The organism is Fictibacillus sp. 26RED30, from assembly GCF_015903845.1.
GTDB lineage: Bacteria > Bacillota > Bacilli > Bacillales > Fictibacillaceae > Fictibacillus > Fictibacillus phosphorivorans.
Window position 1 is genome coordinate 1,753,159 of record NZ_JACZDV010000001.1, and the last position, 18,102, is coordinate 1,771,260.

15 protein-coding genes are annotated in these 18,102 nt (G+C 39.9%); all 15 read right to left on the reverse strand.

Going from position 1 to position 18,102, the window contains the following annotated elements:
• Nucleotides 1–15: 15 nt before the first annotated feature.
• Nucleotides 16–1,083, reverse strand: coding sequence for a BMP family lipoprotein (locus IHV11_RS08940; protein WP_305069354.1), 1,068 nt, complete (start codon nucleotides 1,081–1,083; stop codon nucleotides 16–18).
• A 90-nt stretch (nucleotides 1,084–1,173) separates the two neighbouring features.
• Nucleotides 1,174–1,899, reverse strand: coding sequence for a GntR family transcriptional regulator (locus IHV11_RS08945; RefSeq protein ID WP_197194406.1), 726 nt, complete (start codon nucleotides 1,897–1,899; stop codon nucleotides 1,174–1,176).
• Between the two features lie 196 nt (nucleotides 1,900–2,095).
• Nucleotides 2,096–4,456 (reverse strand): DNA translocase FtsK, encoded by a 2,361-nt coding sequence (locus tag IHV11_RS08950; RefSeq protein WP_197194407.1) that lies wholly within the window; start codon nucleotides 4,454–4,456, stop codon nucleotides 2,096–2,098.
• A 119-nt stretch (nucleotides 4,457–4,575) separates the two neighbouring features.
• On the reverse strand, nucleotides 4,576–4,785 hold the full coding sequence (locus tag IHV11_RS08955) for a YlzJ-like family protein (RefSeq protein WP_197194408.1): 210 nt from the start codon (nucleotides 4,783–4,785) through the stop codon (nucleotides 4,576–4,578).
• A complete protein-coding gene (locus IHV11_RS08960; RefSeq protein WP_197127766.1) occupies nucleotides 4,782–5,525 on the reverse strand; it encodes a ClpP family protease in 744 nt (247 codons plus the stop codon). Before IHV11_RS08960 ends, IHV11_RS08955 begins: the two co-directional genes overlap by 4 nt.
• A 91-nt stretch (nucleotides 5,526–5,616) precedes the next feature.
• Nucleotides 5,617–7,284: a ribonuclease J gene (locus tag IHV11_RS08965; protein WP_197127765.1), complete on the reverse strand. Its 1,668-nt coding sequence runs from the start codon at nucleotides 7,282–7,284 to the stop codon at nucleotides 5,617–5,619.
• A 495-nt stretch (nucleotides 7,285–7,779) separates the two neighbouring features.
• A complete protein-coding gene (gene dapA, locus IHV11_RS08970) occupies nucleotides 7,780–8,649 on the reverse strand; it encodes a 4-hydroxy-tetrahydrodipicolinate synthase (RefSeq protein ID WP_197194409.1) in 870 nt (289 codons plus the stop codon).
• Between the two features lie 12 nt (nucleotides 8,650–8,661).
• Nucleotides 8,662–9,927, reverse strand: a complete 1,266-nt coding sequence (gene dapG / locus IHV11_RS08975) for an aspartate kinase (RefSeq protein ID WP_197127763.1) — start codon at nucleotides 9,925–9,927, stop codon at nucleotides 8,662–8,664.
• A 21-nt stretch (nucleotides 9,928–9,948) separates the two neighbouring features.
• On the reverse strand, nucleotides 9,949–10,992 hold the full coding sequence (gene asd / locus IHV11_RS08980) for an aspartate-semialdehyde dehydrogenase (RefSeq protein WP_197127762.1): 1,044 nt from the start codon (nucleotides 10,990–10,992) through the stop codon (nucleotides 9,949–9,951).
• A gap of 153 nt (nucleotides 10,993–11,145) precedes the next feature.
• A complete protein-coding gene (gene dpaB / locus IHV11_RS08985) occupies nucleotides 11,146–11,739 on the reverse strand; it encodes a dipicolinate synthase subunit B (RefSeq protein ID WP_197127761.1) in 594 nt (197 codons plus the stop codon).
• A gap of 5 nt (nucleotides 11,740–11,744) precedes the next feature.
• A complete protein-coding gene (gene dpaA, locus IHV11_RS08990; protein WP_197194410.1) occupies nucleotides 11,745–12,635 on the reverse strand; it encodes a dipicolinic acid synthetase subunit A in 891 nt (296 codons plus the stop codon).
• Nucleotides 12,636–12,940: 305 nt separating this feature from the next.
• Nucleotides 12,941–14,182: a M16 family metallopeptidase gene (locus IHV11_RS08995; RefSeq protein ID WP_197127759.1), complete on the reverse strand. Its 1,242-nt coding sequence runs from the start codon at nucleotides 14,180–14,182 to the stop codon at nucleotides 12,941–12,943.
• A gap of 76 nt (nucleotides 14,183–14,258) precedes the next feature.
• A complete protein-coding gene (locus IHV11_RS09000) occupies nucleotides 14,259–15,233 on the reverse strand; it encodes a polysaccharide deacetylase family protein (RefSeq protein WP_197191130.1) in 975 nt (324 codons plus the stop codon).
• Nucleotides 15,234–15,433: 200 nt separating this feature from the next.
• On the reverse strand, nucleotides 15,434–17,548 hold the full coding sequence (pnp, locus tag IHV11_RS09005; protein WP_197127757.1) for a polyribonucleotide nucleotidyltransferase: 2,115 nt from the start codon (nucleotides 17,546–17,548) through the stop codon (nucleotides 15,434–15,436).
• Nucleotides 17,549–17,741: 193 nt separating this feature from the next.
• Nucleotides 17,742–18,011, reverse strand: a complete 270-nt coding sequence (gene rpsO / locus IHV11_RS09010) for a 30S ribosomal protein S15 (protein ID WP_066240919.1) — start codon at nucleotides 18,009–18,011, stop codon at nucleotides 17,742–17,744.
• Nucleotides 18,012–18,102 lie beyond the last annotated feature (91 nt).

Sequence of the window (18,102 nt, forward strand, 5' to 3'; positions counted from 1 at the left end):
CTTGTTTCACTTGAATTATTTTAAGTTCTTCTTGAACTCTTCAAATTCAGCGTCTGTCTTAGGAACTTTCACTTCGCCAGCGATGATTTTCTTTTTGAAATCTTCTACAGATTGAAGTGATTTCTCTTCAACGTTCTCTTGAGTTGGAGCGATACCTACTCCATCTTCTTTAAGACCGAATTCTACGATTTTCCCACCTGGGAACTTACCGTTCATCGCTTGTTCAGAAACTTCGTAAACTGCTTGGTCTACACGTTTTACCATTGAAGTAAGTGTTACGTTCTCAGGCATACCTTCTTCGTGTTGGTCACGGTCAACTCCGATTACCCAAACATCTTCACCGTTTTTCTTACGGTTCTTCGCTTCAGTGAACACACCCATACCTGTTCCACCAGCAGCATGATAGATTACATCAGCACCTTGTTGATAGAACGTGTTCGCGATCTGTTGTCCTTTTTCAGCTTTGTTGAAGTCTTCTGCATATTGAACAAGAACTTCAGCTTTAGGGTTCGCTGTTAGAACTCCCGCTTTAAATCCATTTTCAAACTTCTTGATCAGTTCACTGTTAACACCACCAACGAATCCTACTTTGTTCGATTTAGATTGCATACCAGCAACTAGACCTACTAAGAACGAACCTTCATGTTCAGAGAAAGTAATATTCGCTACGTTATCACCTTTAACAACCATATCAACGATTGCAAGTTTTGCATCAGGCTGTTGTTTCGCTACTGTTTCTACATCAGTTCCCATCAAGAATCCGATTCCAAAAACTACATCGTATTTTTGACGAATAAGTGAGTTTAGGTTCGGCTTATAATCACTTTGTGCAGTAGATTGCAAGTACTTGTATCCTTTGCTCTCTTCTAAACTATTATCTTTACCGAACTTTGTTAGACCTTCCCAAGCTGACTGGTTGAAAGACTTATCGTCTACACCGCCAGTGTCTGTTACCATCGCTACTTTAAAGTCTTTTTTCTCTCCTCCGCCAGAAGACTTCCCGTCATCAGAAGATCCACATCCGGCAAGAATCGTACCGGCAGTTAACATTGCAGTTACCATTAATCCTAATTTCTTTTTCAAGTCATTTTCCCCCTGTAAGTGTTTTCATTTTAATGACTAAAACCAATGCTGCAAAATAAAGTACCGATCACCCCCTAAAAAAGACTTTAACTATAAGCGCTTTCTTAAAACAGAGAACAAAAACTTATCAGATCTAAAATAGTTGCAAGAATAGAGTACAGGTTCATCAAATTGATCGTAATGCATTTGTTTTAAGATGAGGAGTGGAACGCGTTCATCGCTTTCCAATATTTCAGAAACTCTTTCGTGATATCCGATCGGTTCAATGTTTGTTACCGCATACATAACACGTCTACCCGTTTCTTTTTCCAACATCTCTAAGAATGACTCATAATCGTGCAATCCTTTTGCAGGGAAAAGGTGCGCTGGCATATGATCTATACAAAAAACGACTGGTTCACCATCTGCCGTACGGACACGCTCCATCATCATGAGTCCTTCAGGCAATGAATTGTTAAACTTGCTAAGCAGTTCTTCTGTAACGTCAGTCATCTGCGACTTTAGGAAAATAGTCCCAGCACGTTTGCCGCCTCTTTCTATCATATCGGTCACACTGTAAAGTTCTTCAATGCCAGATGAGAACAAAGCACGAGTTCTTACAAAAGTACCCACACCATGTTTTCGAATGAGTACGTTTTCATCTTCTAAAATACGAAGCGCCTCACGCAGTGTAGCTCTTGAGATTCCAAGCTGTTTTGATAGTTCAAACTCAGAAGGAAGTTTTTCTCCTTCTTTATAAATACCTTCTTCAATATCTTTTTTTAACTTTTCAATCACTTTTATATATAACAAGCGATGGTCAGCCTTTATTGACATTCCAAAACCACCTTAACTAAGTTGTTCGACGTATGACAAATTATTAGTAGAATCGACATTACTATACCATTTTTATTTCTATAAATAAATACTATTTTTACAAATTTTTAATAGGTGTTCTTTGTATTTTACATAAATTGAATTAAATTCCAACAGAAAAGGAAAACGAGCCCGTATGAGCCCGTTTTCCTATGACCTATGAACTAGAAGCTTCTTTTTCGTCCGGCATAGCAGATATCAGCACTTCACGAGGTTTGGATCCTTCATAGGGTCCTACGATTCCTTTCGATTCCATCGAGTCGATTAATCTTGCCGCCCTTGAATAACCGATGCGAAATCTTCTTTGAAGCATAGAAACTGAAGCTGTCTGCATATCAACGACTAATCTTACAGCATCACCAAACAGGTCATCTTCAGACTCCATGACCGCAGGTTCTGCTTCTTCAGTAGGAATCATCTCTGCTTGGTATTGAGCTCTTTGCTGTGTCACACAGTGATCTACGATCGCTTCTACTTCTTCATCTGATAGAAACGCCCCTTGAACGCGAACGGGTTTTGATGCTCCTGAAGGGAAGAACAACATATCTCCTCTCCCTAAAAGCTTCTCTGCCCCTCCCATATCAAGTATCGTTCTAGAGTCAGTTTGTGAAGAAACACTAAACGCAATTCGTGACGGAATGTTCGCTTTAATAACACCTGTTATTACATCCACAGACGGACGCTGGGTTGCAATAATTAAGTGAATCCCTGCTGCTCGAGCCATCTGAGCAAGACGAGTGATCGCATCCTCTACGTCACCTGAAGCAACCATCATCAAATCAGCTAGTTCATCAACTATAACTACGATATAAGGTAAAAAAGGCTGTTTTGCATCACCTTTAGCATTTTGTTTTCTTATCGATTCATTGTAACCTTCGATGTTTCGTGTACCGCTATGGGAAAATAGTTCATACCTACGCTCCATCTCAGAGACCACTCTTTTTAATGCTTGAGCTGCCTTCTTCGGTTCAGTGACGACTGGCGCCAAGAGATGTGGTATTCCGTTATACATATTCAATTCCACCATCTTTGGATCAATCATCATCATTTTCACTTCGTGTGGTTTAGCTCTCATTAGAATACTCGTAATAATGCCGTTTACACACACACTTTTACCGCTTCCGGTTGCTCCTGCCACAAGTAAGTGAGGCATCTTAGAAAGATCTGCGATGATCGGTTCACCAGAGATATCTCTTCCTAGACCGATAGCGAGTGGTGATTGTTGTCCAGAAAATTGTGGTGCCTCAAGCACTTCTCTTAATGTCACCATCGAGATCTCCTGATTGGGCACCTCGATTCCAACAGCTGATTTTCCTGGTATCGGTGCTTCGATCCGAATATCTTTTGCTGCTAATGCAAGAGCTAAGTCATCTGATAAATTCACAATCTTACTTACTTTAACACCTACATCTGGGTACACTTCATACTTTGTAACGGCGGGTCCCAGGTGAACTTTAAGAACTTTTGCTTTTACCCCAAAGCTTTCAAACGTTTTTTCAAGTTTCTTCGCATTGCTCTTGCTTGCAGCATATTGCTTGTCTTTGTGCTGACCACTATTTTGAGGCGTTCTAAGATGTTTCATCGTCGGAAGCTGATAATGTTCGTTCTGGATTACTTCATCACCAAAATTAACAGGTAAAGGTGAAGGTGTCGGCTCATCTTCAGACCCTCTAGCATCCTTTTCATCTTCTTTTTCTTCATTCTCACCGTACACCTGAGGAGCAAATTTCAACTGAACGCCGCTCTCTGTTTGTTGAACCCTTTTTGTAAAATCTTCAATTACTGGATCTTCAGAGATGATGATCTCTTCTGTATCTTCTTCATCATCTACAGTTGCCGGCGTTAAATTTTTCTTTTCTTTTATTTTTTTTGTTCTTTCTTCAGCAAGTGACGTTTTCTTTTCTTGTAAGTATTCTTTCATTTTAGAAGTTGCTGAACTGGATGTATCGACTAGTTTCTGAAGAAGAACGGATAACGATTTACCCGAGATCAACAAAAGGCTCCCTATTATTAAAAAGAAGATGACAAGCTTTGTTCCTCCAGCTCCAAACAAAAAATAAAATAGAGCAAAACCGATAGCTCCTACAAGTCCCCCGCCAATATCGTTGGTTGAGGTTTCCCCTTGAAGCTGCATCCAATAAAGATCCCAAGTGTTTCTTATAACAGAAGCGTCTTTCCATTCCCCACCGTTCGTTAAATGTTCAAACAAAGTTAGGTGGCTCAATACTAGAAATGAGAAGAAGAGTATATACACACCTGTTAATTTTTTGGATACCAAGACCGGCCAGCTTCTTTTCCATATCAAATAAAAAGATAATAATATACAAGCAAGCAGAAGTATACCGTACCATTCTCCACTAAAGAATCGCAGTAGATGAACAAATGCCATTCCTACATTACCCATCTTAGCAAGTGCTAGAGATGATAATGCGAGGATGGTGAGCCCTGCAATCTCAAACGTCAGCTGCTCTTTCCATCTGCCTTTATTTTTAGCTTTCTTTTTTTTGTTTTTTGCCATTTTTTTCACCTCACTAGCATGCAATATTATGTATGTATGAACAAAAATAGAAAGAAAAGCAGCCCTGCAAATCAGAAGGCTGCTTTAAGATAGTATAGCATAATTCTTAGATGACTTTTTTAAAAATTTCGCAGCACCATTCCAGGTTGACAGTCTTCTAGTAAAAAATGAGAAGGGTCTGTGCTCATGATCTGAACGATTCTTTTCTCATCACCGATACGTTCTACGAGGACAGGGACATCATTATAAAGTATTACATTCTGCGCCGAATGTTCGTTTCCTTCTTCCGGAAACATCAATTCAAAAGGCTGCATCGTATACCAGATCATTGTGGCAACCCTTTATCCTCTTCTTTTTTGTTCGCTTCGATCAACTCATTCAACTTCTTGATCGCTTGCCCCACTCCGCCTACTGCGTTTATGAGTCCATCACTCACCGCATCTGTTCCAATGACATTCGTACCGATATCTCGTGTCAGGTTCCCTTTAGAAAACATCAGTTCTTTAAATCGCTCTTCCGTGATATCGGAATGGCTCGTTACGAAAGAGATCACACGGTCCTGCATCTTATCTAAATACTCAAACGTTTGCGGTACCCCAATGACCAGACCTGTTAATCGAACCGGATGGATCGTCATGGTAGCCGTTGGTGCGATGAACGAATAATTAGCGCTTACCGCTATTGGAACTCCTATGGAATGTCCTCCTCCTAATACGAGGGATACACTAGGCTTTGAAAGAGAAGCGATCATCTCAGAGATAGCAAGGCCAGCTTCCACATCTCCACCAACTGTGTTCAAGATTACAAGTAGCCCTTCGATCTTATGATTCTGTTCAATGGCTACTAATTGCGGAATCAAATGTTCGTATTTGGTCGCTTTGTTGTTAGGAGGAAGCTGCATATGTCCTTCGATCTGACCTACAATCGTCAAACAATGTATGCTTGAGCCTTCCATTGTGGGAACGTTCGTCTGTCCTAGCGACTGTATCTTCTGAATAAGTCCTGAGCTTTCATCTTTCTTTGATGGTGCATCTGTTTGTGGTGCTTCTGTTTCTGGTGTCTGATCCATAATTCATACCCCTTCTAAGTTAGGTTCTTCTTAGTATGGGCGTAATTTCCATTCATATGAGAAAAAAATAAAAACCCGCTTTATCAGCGGGTTAAATTTCCATAATAATCGGCATGATCATTGGTCTTCTCTTGGTTTTTTCAAATAGATACTGACTTAATGTATCTCTGACGTTTGATTTCAGACTAGACCATTCTTTCATATTTTCGTTCATGCACTTTTCAAGTACATCACGAACTTTTGTATTTGCTTCGTGAAGAAGAGCTTCACTTTCACGAACATATACAAATCCTCTTGAGATGATCTCAGGTCCTGAGATCAGCTTATGTGAATCTTTGCTGATCGTAACGACAACGACTAAGATTCCATCTTGTGATAAAAGTTTACGGTCACGAAGCACGATGTTTCCGATATCTCCTACACCGAGTCCATCTACTAATACGTTTCCTGAAGGCACTTTTCCGGTTTTTTGCGCGAATCCGTTAGCGAACTCCACCACTTCACCTTTATCAACGATAAAAATGTTGTCTTTTTCAACTCCAACTTCAATCGCTAATTTTTGATGCGCTTTTTGCATCTTATATTCACCGTGAACCGGCATAAAATATTTAGGTCTCATCATACTGAGCATGAACTTAAGCTCCTCAGCACTACCGTGTCCTGATACATGAACCTTCTTCTGGCCAAAGATAACATCTGCTCCTGTACGCATCAGTTTATCAACCATCTTCGCGACAGAAGTTTCATTGCCAGGTATCGGGGTAGCGGCAATAACGACTGTATCTGAAGGTCGAAGTGCGATCTGTTTATGTGATTTTTGCGCCATTCTAGACAACGCCGCCATTGATTCGCCTTGGCTTCCTGTTGTTAAGATGACAACCTTTTCATCGCTGTAATCGTTTGCTTGATCGATCGTAACTAACAGATCTTTTTCAATCGTCAAATAACCTAGCTGTGATGCAATATCAACAACTTTTACCATACTTCTTCCGTTAACAGCTACTTTTCTGTTTGTTTTGGCAGCTGCGTTCATTACTTGCTGAACACGATGTACATTTGAAGCGAAGGAAGCAATGATGATTCTTCCCTTTGCCGCTTGGAATACATCAAGGATCTCTTGTCCAACTTGTGCTTCTGGACCTGTAGATCCTGGTCGTTCTGCATTCGTACTGTCTGAAAGCAGACACAGTACTCCTTCTTCAGCTAGGCTTGAAATCTTCCCAAATTCGGTATGCTGTCCATCGATCGGTGTATGATCGATCTTAAAATCACCAGTATTTGCAATAATTCCCTGTGACGTGTGAATTGCAATTCCTACTGCATCTGGAATACTGTGATTTACGTGGAAGAAACTTACCTTCGCACTGTTGAATGAAAGCTTTTGGTTCGTTTCAATCATATTTAATTCTGTGGAGCGCAAAAGTCCCGCTTCTTTTAATTTTGCTTCTACTAGTCCTAATGTCAAACGCGTTCCATAAACAGGTACAGGTACTTGTCTTAAGACATATGGAAGGCCACCGATATGGTCTTCATGGGCATGAGTTAAGAAGATTCCAGTCACACGCTCCAGGTTTTCCTTCAAGTAGGTCACATCTGGTATGACGATGTCGATTCCAAGCATTTCCTCTTGAGGGAACATAAGACCTGAGTCCATAACAAAAATTTCCTCACCTGTATCCACTACATACATGTTTTTGCCGATCTCACCGACTCCGCCCAAGGCAAAAACTTTAATTTTATCTCTATTTTGTTTTGACAATGTGTATATTCCTCCTATGTTGTATGTAAAAAAATATTTCCCGATCACGTCACTTAAAAACATTATACTCTATGAGAGGAATACAAAACAAGACTGAGCAAAAGACAAATAAAAATAAGGTTATCGTTGTACGTAATAGTATTGAAACTTTGGACTAAGTTTTTCTGTATTTAGACACCAGCTGGCAGTACGATCAATAATGATAGAATTAAGTCTCTGATTCGATGTTTCTTGATTGAATCAGGGCTTTTTTGTTTTACATGGGAGCCGTTGCCGCTGTTTGATCTAGATTGAAGCGTTCGTTTTGTTTGTGGAAATCGCAAAGTTAAATAATTTCACGGTAATCCATTTTATTTTCATGTTAAATCAAAATATATTCACATATAGAGCCAATAATTTCACGGATAAAATTATTTAACCGATTTTCGACAAAATGCGGAAACATCAAAAAAGGGCAGCGCATATAAATCACATGCGAAGCCCTGTTTTACTGTTTTACAAGCTGTTTAATCTGTTTGAGAGTGCTTCTCTTTCAGATTGATTTAAAGGTAATAACGGCAATCTGACTCCACCAACATCAAGCCCTCTTAATTGTAGCGCTGTTTTTACAGGAGCGGGACTCGGTGCTTTAAAGAGCTCCTGCATAACCTGGAGCAACTTTCGGTGAATACGAGCAGCTTCTTTATTTTCGCCATTGCTAAACGCTTTAATCATCGTTTGCATCTCGTTACCGATCACATGTGAAGCCACTGAAACGATTCCCGCACTTCCTATTGCTAAAGAAGGAAGGGTTAGACCGTCGTCACCGCTGTAAACAACAAAGTCGTCCGGAGTATTCTCAATAACTTCACTCATTGTATCTAAATTTCCGCCTGCATCTTTTAATGCAACAATGTTCGGTACTTCAGCTAGTCGAAGCACGGTTTCAACCGAAAATGTAATTACTGATCTTCCCGGTATGTTATACGCCATGATTGGAAGGCTGATTGCACTTGCAATTGCTTTATAATGAGCGATGATACCCTCTTGACTTGGTTTATTATAATACGGTGCTACGATCATAATTGCATCCACACCGATTTCTTCAGCTTTTTTTGAAAGATCAATGGATGCTTTCGTATTGTTACTTCCTGTTCCTGCAACCACAGGTACTCTGCCATCGACTACTTTTACAACATGTTTAAAAAGCGCTATTTTTTCTTCTGTAGTCAAAGTCGCAGACTCTCCGGTAGTCCCAGCTACTACTAGACTATCCGTTCCATTGTTAAGCAGATGGTTAACCAGTTTCGTCGTTCTGCCAAAATCGATGTTCCCTTTGCTGTCAAAAGGCGTTACCATCGCAGTGCTAATACTACCAAAATTCATTTACTTCACTCCTCAATACTCATTAAACTGCTGCTGTACAATTTCTTGTAAGTTCGCAGATATTCCTTCCTCATTCAAACGAAAAGCGGAATGAAGAGCATTTACCGATTCAATCAGATCTGCTTTCTTAACCAGCACCCAGATCGTCGTATGCGAATCAGCAGATTGTAAGATTTGTATGTTCCTGCTAGATAATGATTCTACGATAGCTGCTGTAACCCCTGGCGTTCCTGCGATGCCAGCTCCCACTGCTGATACTTTAGCACAATCACGGTTCACTTCAGGTTCGTATCCAAGATCTTTTAATTTTGCTAAAGCCATATCCGTCTTGTCTTCCATGATCGTATATACGACACCTTTTGGACTGATGTTGATAAAGTCTACTGAAATTTGTTCTTGGGCCATGGCTTTGAACACTTTTGTATGAAGGTCATACTGACCATCGTTGGCATACACTTTAATTTGAGTAATGTTTGAAACATGTGCAATACCCGTGATGATCGATTCCTGAACGTCTTTACCAGCAGGTCCCTTTACGGCTGATGTAACAAGGGTTCCTGGAAGATCTGAATAGGTTGAACGAATTCTTAACGGGATCTTGGCTTGCATGGCGATCTCTACAGCACGTGGATGAATGACCTTTGCTCCTTGATAAGCCATGTTGCAGATTTCAGCATATGTTACGACGGATAGCGGTCTTGCATCTTTAACAAGTCTAGGGTCAGCAGTCATTACCCCTTCTACATCTGTAAAAATATCAATAAACTCAGCTTCTAAAGCAGCTCCTAATGCCGAAGCACTCGTGTCACTTCCACCTCTACCAAGTGTTGCGATATCTCCAGTTTTAGATTGGCCTTGAAAACCTGCAACAACTACTACTTGATGATGTTCAAGTTCTGACTTTATCCGATCTACTTTCATATCTATAATTCTAGCATTTGAGAAGTCATCATTGGTTCTAAAGCCTGCTTGTGGACCTGTTAAGGCTACAGATGAAAGACCTGTTGTATTTAACATTCCAGAGAATACAACTGATGAAATGATTTCTCCGCAAGACAACAAGAGGTCTTGTTCTCTGTTAGAAATCTTATTTTTATCCCCTACAAGGCTTAATAAAGTATCAGTAGCGTAAGGATCACCGAAACGTCCCATTGCTGAAACGACACAAACCACTTTATAGCCTTCTTCTACAGCATTTTTAATATGACGGATCGCTTCAACACGTCCTGTGTCATCTTTTAAAGAAGTTCCCCCAAATTTTTGAACGATTATCTTCATGAATGCACCTTCTTTATAAAATTAAAGCAGATCTAATTTGATTAAGCTCTCTGCGATTTGAACGGAGTTATATGCAGCACCTTTAAGTAAGTTATCTGATACTACCCACATGTGATAGGCGTTATCACGGTCTAAGTCTTTACGTATTCTGCCAACAAAAACATCAGGCAGACCTGCAGCTATTGCAGGCATAGGGTAGATCTGTTCTTCAGGCTGATCCTGAAGCGTGATGCCTGGAGATGTTTTTAATAGTTCTCTTATTTCTTGAACGGTAGGGTTGCCATTCTCAAATTCTGCATACAAAGATTCTGAGTGTCCTGTCTCAACAGGTAATCGCACACACGTTGCTGCGATCTCTAGATTTTCTAAGTGCATAATCTTTTTTGTTTCGTTCATCATTTTCAACTCTTCAAATGTATAGCCGTTCTCTTCAAATTTATCAATTTGTGGAACCGCGTTGAAAGCGATCTGATAGTGCTTTTTGTCTGAAGCACAAGGCATGATAGACGCCTCGAAAGATTCATCGTTTAGAATCGCTCTTGATTGTTCTTTTAATTCCTCAACTGCTTTTGCTCCTGCTCCTGAAACAGCTTGATAAGTAGAAACAATTACTTTTTTAAGACCGAACTTTTCGTGAAGAGGCTGAAGAGCAACGACCATCTGTATGGTCGAACAGTTCGGATTTGCAATAATTCCATTATGTTTTAAAAGATCTTGTTCGTTTACCTCTGGTACGACGAGTGGTACGTTCGGATCCATCCTGAATGCGCTCGTGTTGTCTACAACGATTGCTCCTCTTTTCACCGCTTCGTGTGCAAGAGCTTTTGAAACTGAACCTCCAGCAGAGAACAAAGCAAGATCTACACCTTCAAATGCCTCTGGTGTTGCTTCTTGAATCGTATGAGATTCTCCATTAAAGGAAATGACCTGTCCTGCTGAACGTTTACTTGCAAGAAGGGATAGTTTCTTTATTGGAAAATTTTTTTCACTTAACGTGTTTAACATCTGCTGGCCAACTGCGCCAGTTGCTCCTACTACAGCTACATGAAATGATTTTTGGCTCATACTTTATTAACTCCTTTATTGTTTAAGGTAAGCAATCTACAACAGAAGGAGAAACTCAAAGTTTTAGTTTCTCCTAGTTAATCCATATAATTTATCATATTTTATCATAAACTTTGAGGTTATGAACGGATTTTCTTCTGTTGTTTCAATCTATTACCCTAAATCTCTTACCCTAAGAACGGGCTGGAGCTGTTTCCCTTGTATGGCTAGCTCAATTGTTTCAATAAGGGTATCCATGTGAGCGACTAATGAATTTTGCTTTTTGACTGGATCATCTTGACTGAACGGAATAAAATAGATGTTCTTTGTCGCCATCAACCTCATGATATTTACACCGTTCAATCCAAGACCATCGTTTGTCGATATTCCGAGAACAACCGGTTTTTGGTTACGAAGTGTTGCTTTTGCTCCCATCAATACAGGAGAATCTGTCATAGCATTAGCAAACTTGCTTATCGAATTTCCGGTCAACGGAGCAATAACCATACAATCTAGTGGTGTTTTCGGTCCAAATGGTTCAGCCTTTACGATGGAATCCACTGGATCATTTCCTGTGATCTGTTTAATCTTTTCCACCCATTCTCCTTCTTCTCCAAAACGTGTAGACGTGTGCCCTACGGTATGTGTAAAGAATGGAGAAACATTCGCCCCGAGCTCTACTAGCTTTTGAATCTGTGGAAATACGGCATCATACGTACAATGAGATCCCGTTAAACCAAAACCAATATGTTTACCTTTAAAATCCATTATAATTACCCCTTCCGCTTAAATTCATTGATTAAGAGCTGCGAAAGTACGTTTGCAACGATCTTACCCGCTGTTTTAGGTGCAACAATTCCTGGCAGTCCAGGTGCAAGAAGTGCTTTAATCCCTCGTTTTTCTGCATACCTAAAGTCAGTGCCTCCAGGCTTTGAAGCCAGATCAACAACTAATGTATGTGAAGGAAACTTTGAGATTACATCAGCATTAACAATCTGTGTAGGAATCGTGTTGATGCAAACATCCGTTTCAAAGACCTCATTTTTTAGATCATCTAAATGAAACGGAATCATTCCCATTTCTGAGATCCTAGCCATATGTTCAGATTTTCTCGCTCCTACTTTTACGCGTGCCCCTAATGCTTGGAAAGTTCTTGCAACGCTCATTCCTACACGTCCAAAGCCTAAAACAACCGTATTAGATTGATGGATGGTTATATCTGTGTGTTGGATGACCATCATGATCGTTCCTTCAACAGTAGGAATGCTGTTATAGATCGCAACATCATCTCTTTCAAACAACTTCGTTAGTTTTCTGTTGCTGTTTGTTGTAATACCATCTAAATAAGAGTTGCTGATCCCTGAAAATACTTGGCAGTGGTCTTTCGTCTTTTTAAGATGATCTTCTGTTAGAATCATTTTTTTATTAGAGAAAATGGTATCGATCTCCCCTTGCAGTCCTGTTCCACTCACAGGCAGAATGATACTGTCTAACTTTGAGAAATCTACTTCATCTATATTCATTTTTGAAGCCCCAGTGAATCCGTGATCAAGTTGGTCATAACCGATAAGTGTAAGTATCGCATCCAGTTCTGTTAGTTTCCGAATAACTTCTAACTGTCTCGCATCGCCGCCAAAAACTGCGATATGCAAATCCGTTAACATTCTTTCTCCCCTTTCTCCGTTGTTCCATTTCTTGCAGGGGATTGCTATCCACGCTCAACATCATATGAACACCCCGCCTATCTGGTTACAGAAAGACTTTCTGTACAACGGTAAAACTAATATTTAAAGTCATCATTTCAATACGCTAAGTAACACGATCATAAGTTTTCAATCAACATCATTATATTCACGAGCAACTCCTATGTTTGGGGCATTTTAGGAAACGTTTAGCCCATTTTTAAAGAGGTTTTTTGAAAACGCAAAAAACCCGGATGAACTCCGGGTTTTTTAAGAATAACTGTATGCTATTGAAGTCCTTTTGGAAGTTCTCCATTTGGACTCACTAGAGATGCTGAACATCCTTCACTAAAGATAGACTGAACCAACGTGTCCACATCGTCTTTGGACACTTTATCGATCGATTCGACCATATCATCAAGGGTACGATGATAACCTAAGATGAGCTCATGTTTTCCATTGCGGCTCATTCTGCTATTCGTGCTCTCAAGACTCAGCATCAAGTTTCCTTTTATCTGTTCTTTAGAGTTTTTCAGCTCTTTGTCAGTAATTCCGTTCTCTTTTAAATCATCAACTATATTTAAGACCGTATCATACAGCTCATCTAATTGATGTGGAGCTGTTCCTCCATAAATAGTAAAGATCCCATTATCCTGAAACGCTGAATGGTAAGAGAACACCGAATAAGCTAATCCCTTCTGCTCCCTTACTTCTTGAAACAAGCGGCTAGACATGCTTGATCCAAAAATGTTATTGAGGATGATCAAACTGTAGCTGCGTTTATCTTTAAGAGAAAGTCCTGGAAAACCAAGACATAGATGTGCTTGTTCTGTTTCTTTCTTACGAGAAAGTTTCTCTGGATAGAAAACCGGCGTTTCAATTACTGGTTTAATAACTCCACTTGTTTTGTAGTCACCGAACCATTTTTCAACTTCCTTTATGAAAGATTCATCAACGTTTCCTGCGACAGAGATGACTACTTCTTCCGGAACGTAATGAGTATCCATATAATCTCGAAGTGTATTCCCTGTAAACGTGTTCAATGTTTCTTCCGTTCCTAATATAGGAAATCCGAGTTCGTGGTTTTGAAAGCTAGCACGGCTCAACATATCGTGAACAATATCATCTGGTGTATCTTCATACATTTTAATTTCTTCTAACACAACATTCTTTTCTTTTAATAACTCTCCTTCGTCAAAGGTTGAGTTAAAAAACATATCTGCTAGTACTTCAAGAGCATATGGTGAATGCGTATCAAGAACTTTTGCATAATAACATGTGTATTCTTTTGAAGTGAAAGCATTCACTTGTCCACCGATGCTATCAAAAGATTCTGCAATTTCTCGTGCTGTTCTTGTCTTTGTACCTTTGAAGAACATATGCTCCAGAAAATGCGAGATTCCGTTATTTTTTGTGTTTTCAAATCTGGAGCCTGTGCCGATCCATACACCGATCGCAACAGAGCGTACTGTTGGAATGTTTTCCAAAACAATTCGCACGCCGTTTGAGCATGTATATCTGTTAATCAAACTTGTTTCCCCCTAGCTGTCAGTTGTTCCACTAATCATAGGAACAATATACCATTATCATAACACGTACACAACTTTACTTGATGGTTTTAGGGACTAATCTCTTCTCATCCATCAAATCTGACACCGTTCCGATGCTGTATCCTTTTTCTTTTATTCCTTTAATTAATTTATCTAGACCAGCTGAAGATGATTCTGTTGGGTGCATTAGAATCATTGCACCAGGATGTACTTTGCTAAGAACTCTGCTTACCATTTCGTCAGGATTAGGCTTTCTCCAATCGATCGTATCAACCGTCCAAAGTATCGTTTTCATATCCATCTCTGAGGCGATCTGCACAACGTCGTTTCGAAAACTTCCACTTGGAGGCGCAAACCATTTTGGATGGATGTCTAGTGTTGCATGTATCACTTCGTTGGTCTGCTTGAGTTCCTCTGTAATCCGTGAATTGGTCATCTTTTTTAAATCCGGATGAGAGTAAGCGTGATTACCGATCTCATGTTTTTCTTCTGCAATCATTTTCGCGAGTGACGGGTTCTTTTTCACCCAAGACCCATCTAGAAAATACGTTGACTTCACATTATTCTTTTTCATCGTCTGAAGCATACCAGGCAGGTACTCATTACCCCATGCTACGTTCACTAACAGTGTAACCATAGGCTTCTCTGGATTACCTCTATAGATCGGAGATGCAGGAAGGTTTTCAAGATGAACACTTGGATTTATTTGCTTTATAACAAGTTTATTCTCATCAAATTTATTTGCTTTCTTCATCGCTTTAAAGGATGCTTCCATGTCAACAACAATGCCATTATAACCGGGAGTGGCTTTCCAGACTGGATCGATCTCTGCATTTTTAGGAGGACGATTTAGCTCCTTCGCTTTTTCTTTGATCTGCTGATAGATTGAATTAGACTCCATTTGTGAAACGGCTGTGCTCTGAGCCTTCAAACTTTCGATATAGGTGCTCGTAAATGGATTATGCAACGAAAACGCTATCGCAGTGATAACAAATACTACTAATGACCATTGAAGAATTTTATTTTTCACGTAAACTCCCTCCCTGTAATCAAGGTATGTATGTGTTGGACAGGTTAGAACGTTTATACGATTCTCGTAGGGAAGAGAGATTTAGTATGGATGAATTATCAAGTTTATATTCAAATCACATTGAAAAATAAACAAAAAAAAAGACTGACCAACCGGATACAGAGGTATCCGTTTTTGGTGCAGTCTTTTTACTTCCTATATTATACGTTTTGCTGCTGTTCGTTCTTTGCTTTTTCTTCTTTCAACACAACTTTGCGAGATAAGTTTACGCGACCTTGATTATCGATCTCCATAACTTTAACCATGATCTCGTCACCGAGCTTCACAACATCTTCAACTTTTCCTACACGTTCTTCAGCAAGTTCAGAGATATGAACGAGTCCATCTTTGCCGCTGAATAGTTCTACAAACGCACCAAACTTTTCAATACGTTTAACTTTACCCATGTAGTATTCTCCAACTTGAACTTCACGAACAATATCTTCAATGATCTTCTTCGCTTTTTTGTTCATAGATTCGTCAGTTGAAGCGATGAAGACTGTACCATCTTGCTCGATATCAATCTTAACACCCGTTTCTTCGATGATCTTATTGATGATTTTCCCGCTTGGACCGATTACATCACGGATCTTATCTGGGTTGATCTTCATCGTTAAGATCTTAGGTGCATATTGAGAAAGTTGTGTACGAGATTCTGAAAGTGTAGCGAGCATAGACTTCAGAATGATCATACGTCCTTCTTTTGCTTGAGTTAAAGCTTCTTGAAGAATTTCACGGTTGATACCTGAAATTTTAATATCCATTTGAAGAGCAGTGATACCGTTCGGAGTTCCTGCCACTTTAAAGTCCATATCTCCAAGATGATCTTCCATACCTTGAATATCTGTTAGAACCGTTACATCTTCACCGTCTGAAATCAGACCCATAGCGATACCAGCAACTGGAGCTTTGATCGGAACACCAGCATCCATCAATGCAAGCGTACTTGCACAAATACTTGCTTGCGATGTAGAACCATTTGACTCTAATACTTCTGAAACAAGACGGATCGTGTATGGGAACTCTTCTTCGTTCGGAATCACTTGCTCTAAAGCACGCTCACCTAGTGCACCATGTCCGATCTCACGTCTACCTGGTCCGCGCATAAATCCTGTCTCACCCACACTGAATGGAGGGAAGTTATATTGGTGCATGAATCGTTTTGATTCTTCTACACCTAGACCATCTAGAACTTGAACGTCGCCAAGAGCTCCTAACGTACAGATGCTGAGGGCTTGAGTTTGTCCACGTGTAAATAGACCCGAACCATGCGTTCTTGCTAAGATGCCGACTTTTGAAGAAAGTTGACGGATTTCATCTGTCTTCCTTCCATCCGGACGTACTTTCTCCTTAAGGATCAAGCGTCTCACTTCTTCTTTGATGAGTTTATGTAAAACCTCTTTAGCTTCGCTGGCTTTATCTTCATCTTCTTCGTAACGAGAAGCGACGTTTGCACTTACAGCGTCTAAAGCTTCTTGACGAGCATGCTTTTCAACAACTTTAACTGCTTCTTTCACATCGTTTCCAACAAATTCACGAACTTCTTGTTCCACATCTTTATCTAGCTCATGAAGAACGATCTCCATCTTTTCTTTACCGATTTCAGAAACAATCTCTTCTTGGAAAGCGATTAAGCGTTTGATCTCTTCGTGACCGAACATGATCGCTTCAAGCATAACTTCTTCAGAAACTTCTTCTGCACCAGCCTCAACCATGTTGATGGCATGTTTAGTACCTGCCACAATTAGTTGAATATCACTCTTTTCATTTTGTTCAACCGTTGGATTAATCACAAATTTGCCTTCGATTCGACCAACTGTTACTCCAGCGATCGGTCCTTCAAAAGGAATATCAGAAATAGACAACGCAAGTGATGACCCAATCATTGCAGCCATTTCTGAAGAACAGTTTTGATCCACACTCATTACTGTGCTGACAACTTGTACTTCGTTACGGAACCCATCTGCGAATAAAGGACGGATAGGGCGGTCGATTAAACGACTCGCTAATACCGCTTTTTCGCTTGGTCGTCCTTCACGTTTAATAAATCCACCTGGGATTTTACCTACTGCATATAAACGCTCTTCGTAGTTTACTGTCAGCGGAAAGAAGCTAAGATTTTTAGGCTGTTTTGATGCAACAGCTGTTGAAAGTACTGCAGTATCGCCATATCTGACCATTACAGCACCGTTCGCTTGTTTTGCTAATTCTCCAATTTCGAACGTAAGCGTTCTACCCGCCCAGTCCATTGTAAAAGTTCTTTTTTGTTGATCCATTTTACTTGGTACTCCTCTCAACACTTAGAAAAATCCTATCATATTATGGTTCTATTATATCCTAACGTAGTCCTTCCTAAAAAGAAAAACTCGAAAGAATTTACTCATACATACCAAGAATAACATGTTTAGTGCCGTTTATGGATGAATGCTTGCAATAAAAAAAGCGGGAAATATATCCCGCTTTGCTGGATTAACGACGTAATCCAAGTCTTCCGATCAATTCGCGGTAACGCGTGATGTCCTTGTTACGTAGGTACGTTAACAAGTTACGACGCTTACCAACCATTTTCAATAGACCACGACGTGAGTGGTGATCTTTCTTGTGTGTACGCAAGTGATCATTCAACTCATTGATTTGTTCAGTAAGGATAGCGATTTGAACTTCTGGAGATCCAGTGTCCGTATCATGTACCTTATACTCGCTGATTAGTTCGTTCTTACGCTCTTGAGTAATAGCCATCCTTTTCACCTCCTTAATAATAGAAACACCAATTACCGAGCAAACGTCGGTGACTCGATTTGCCAAGCAATGGTTATATGCACATTAAAAT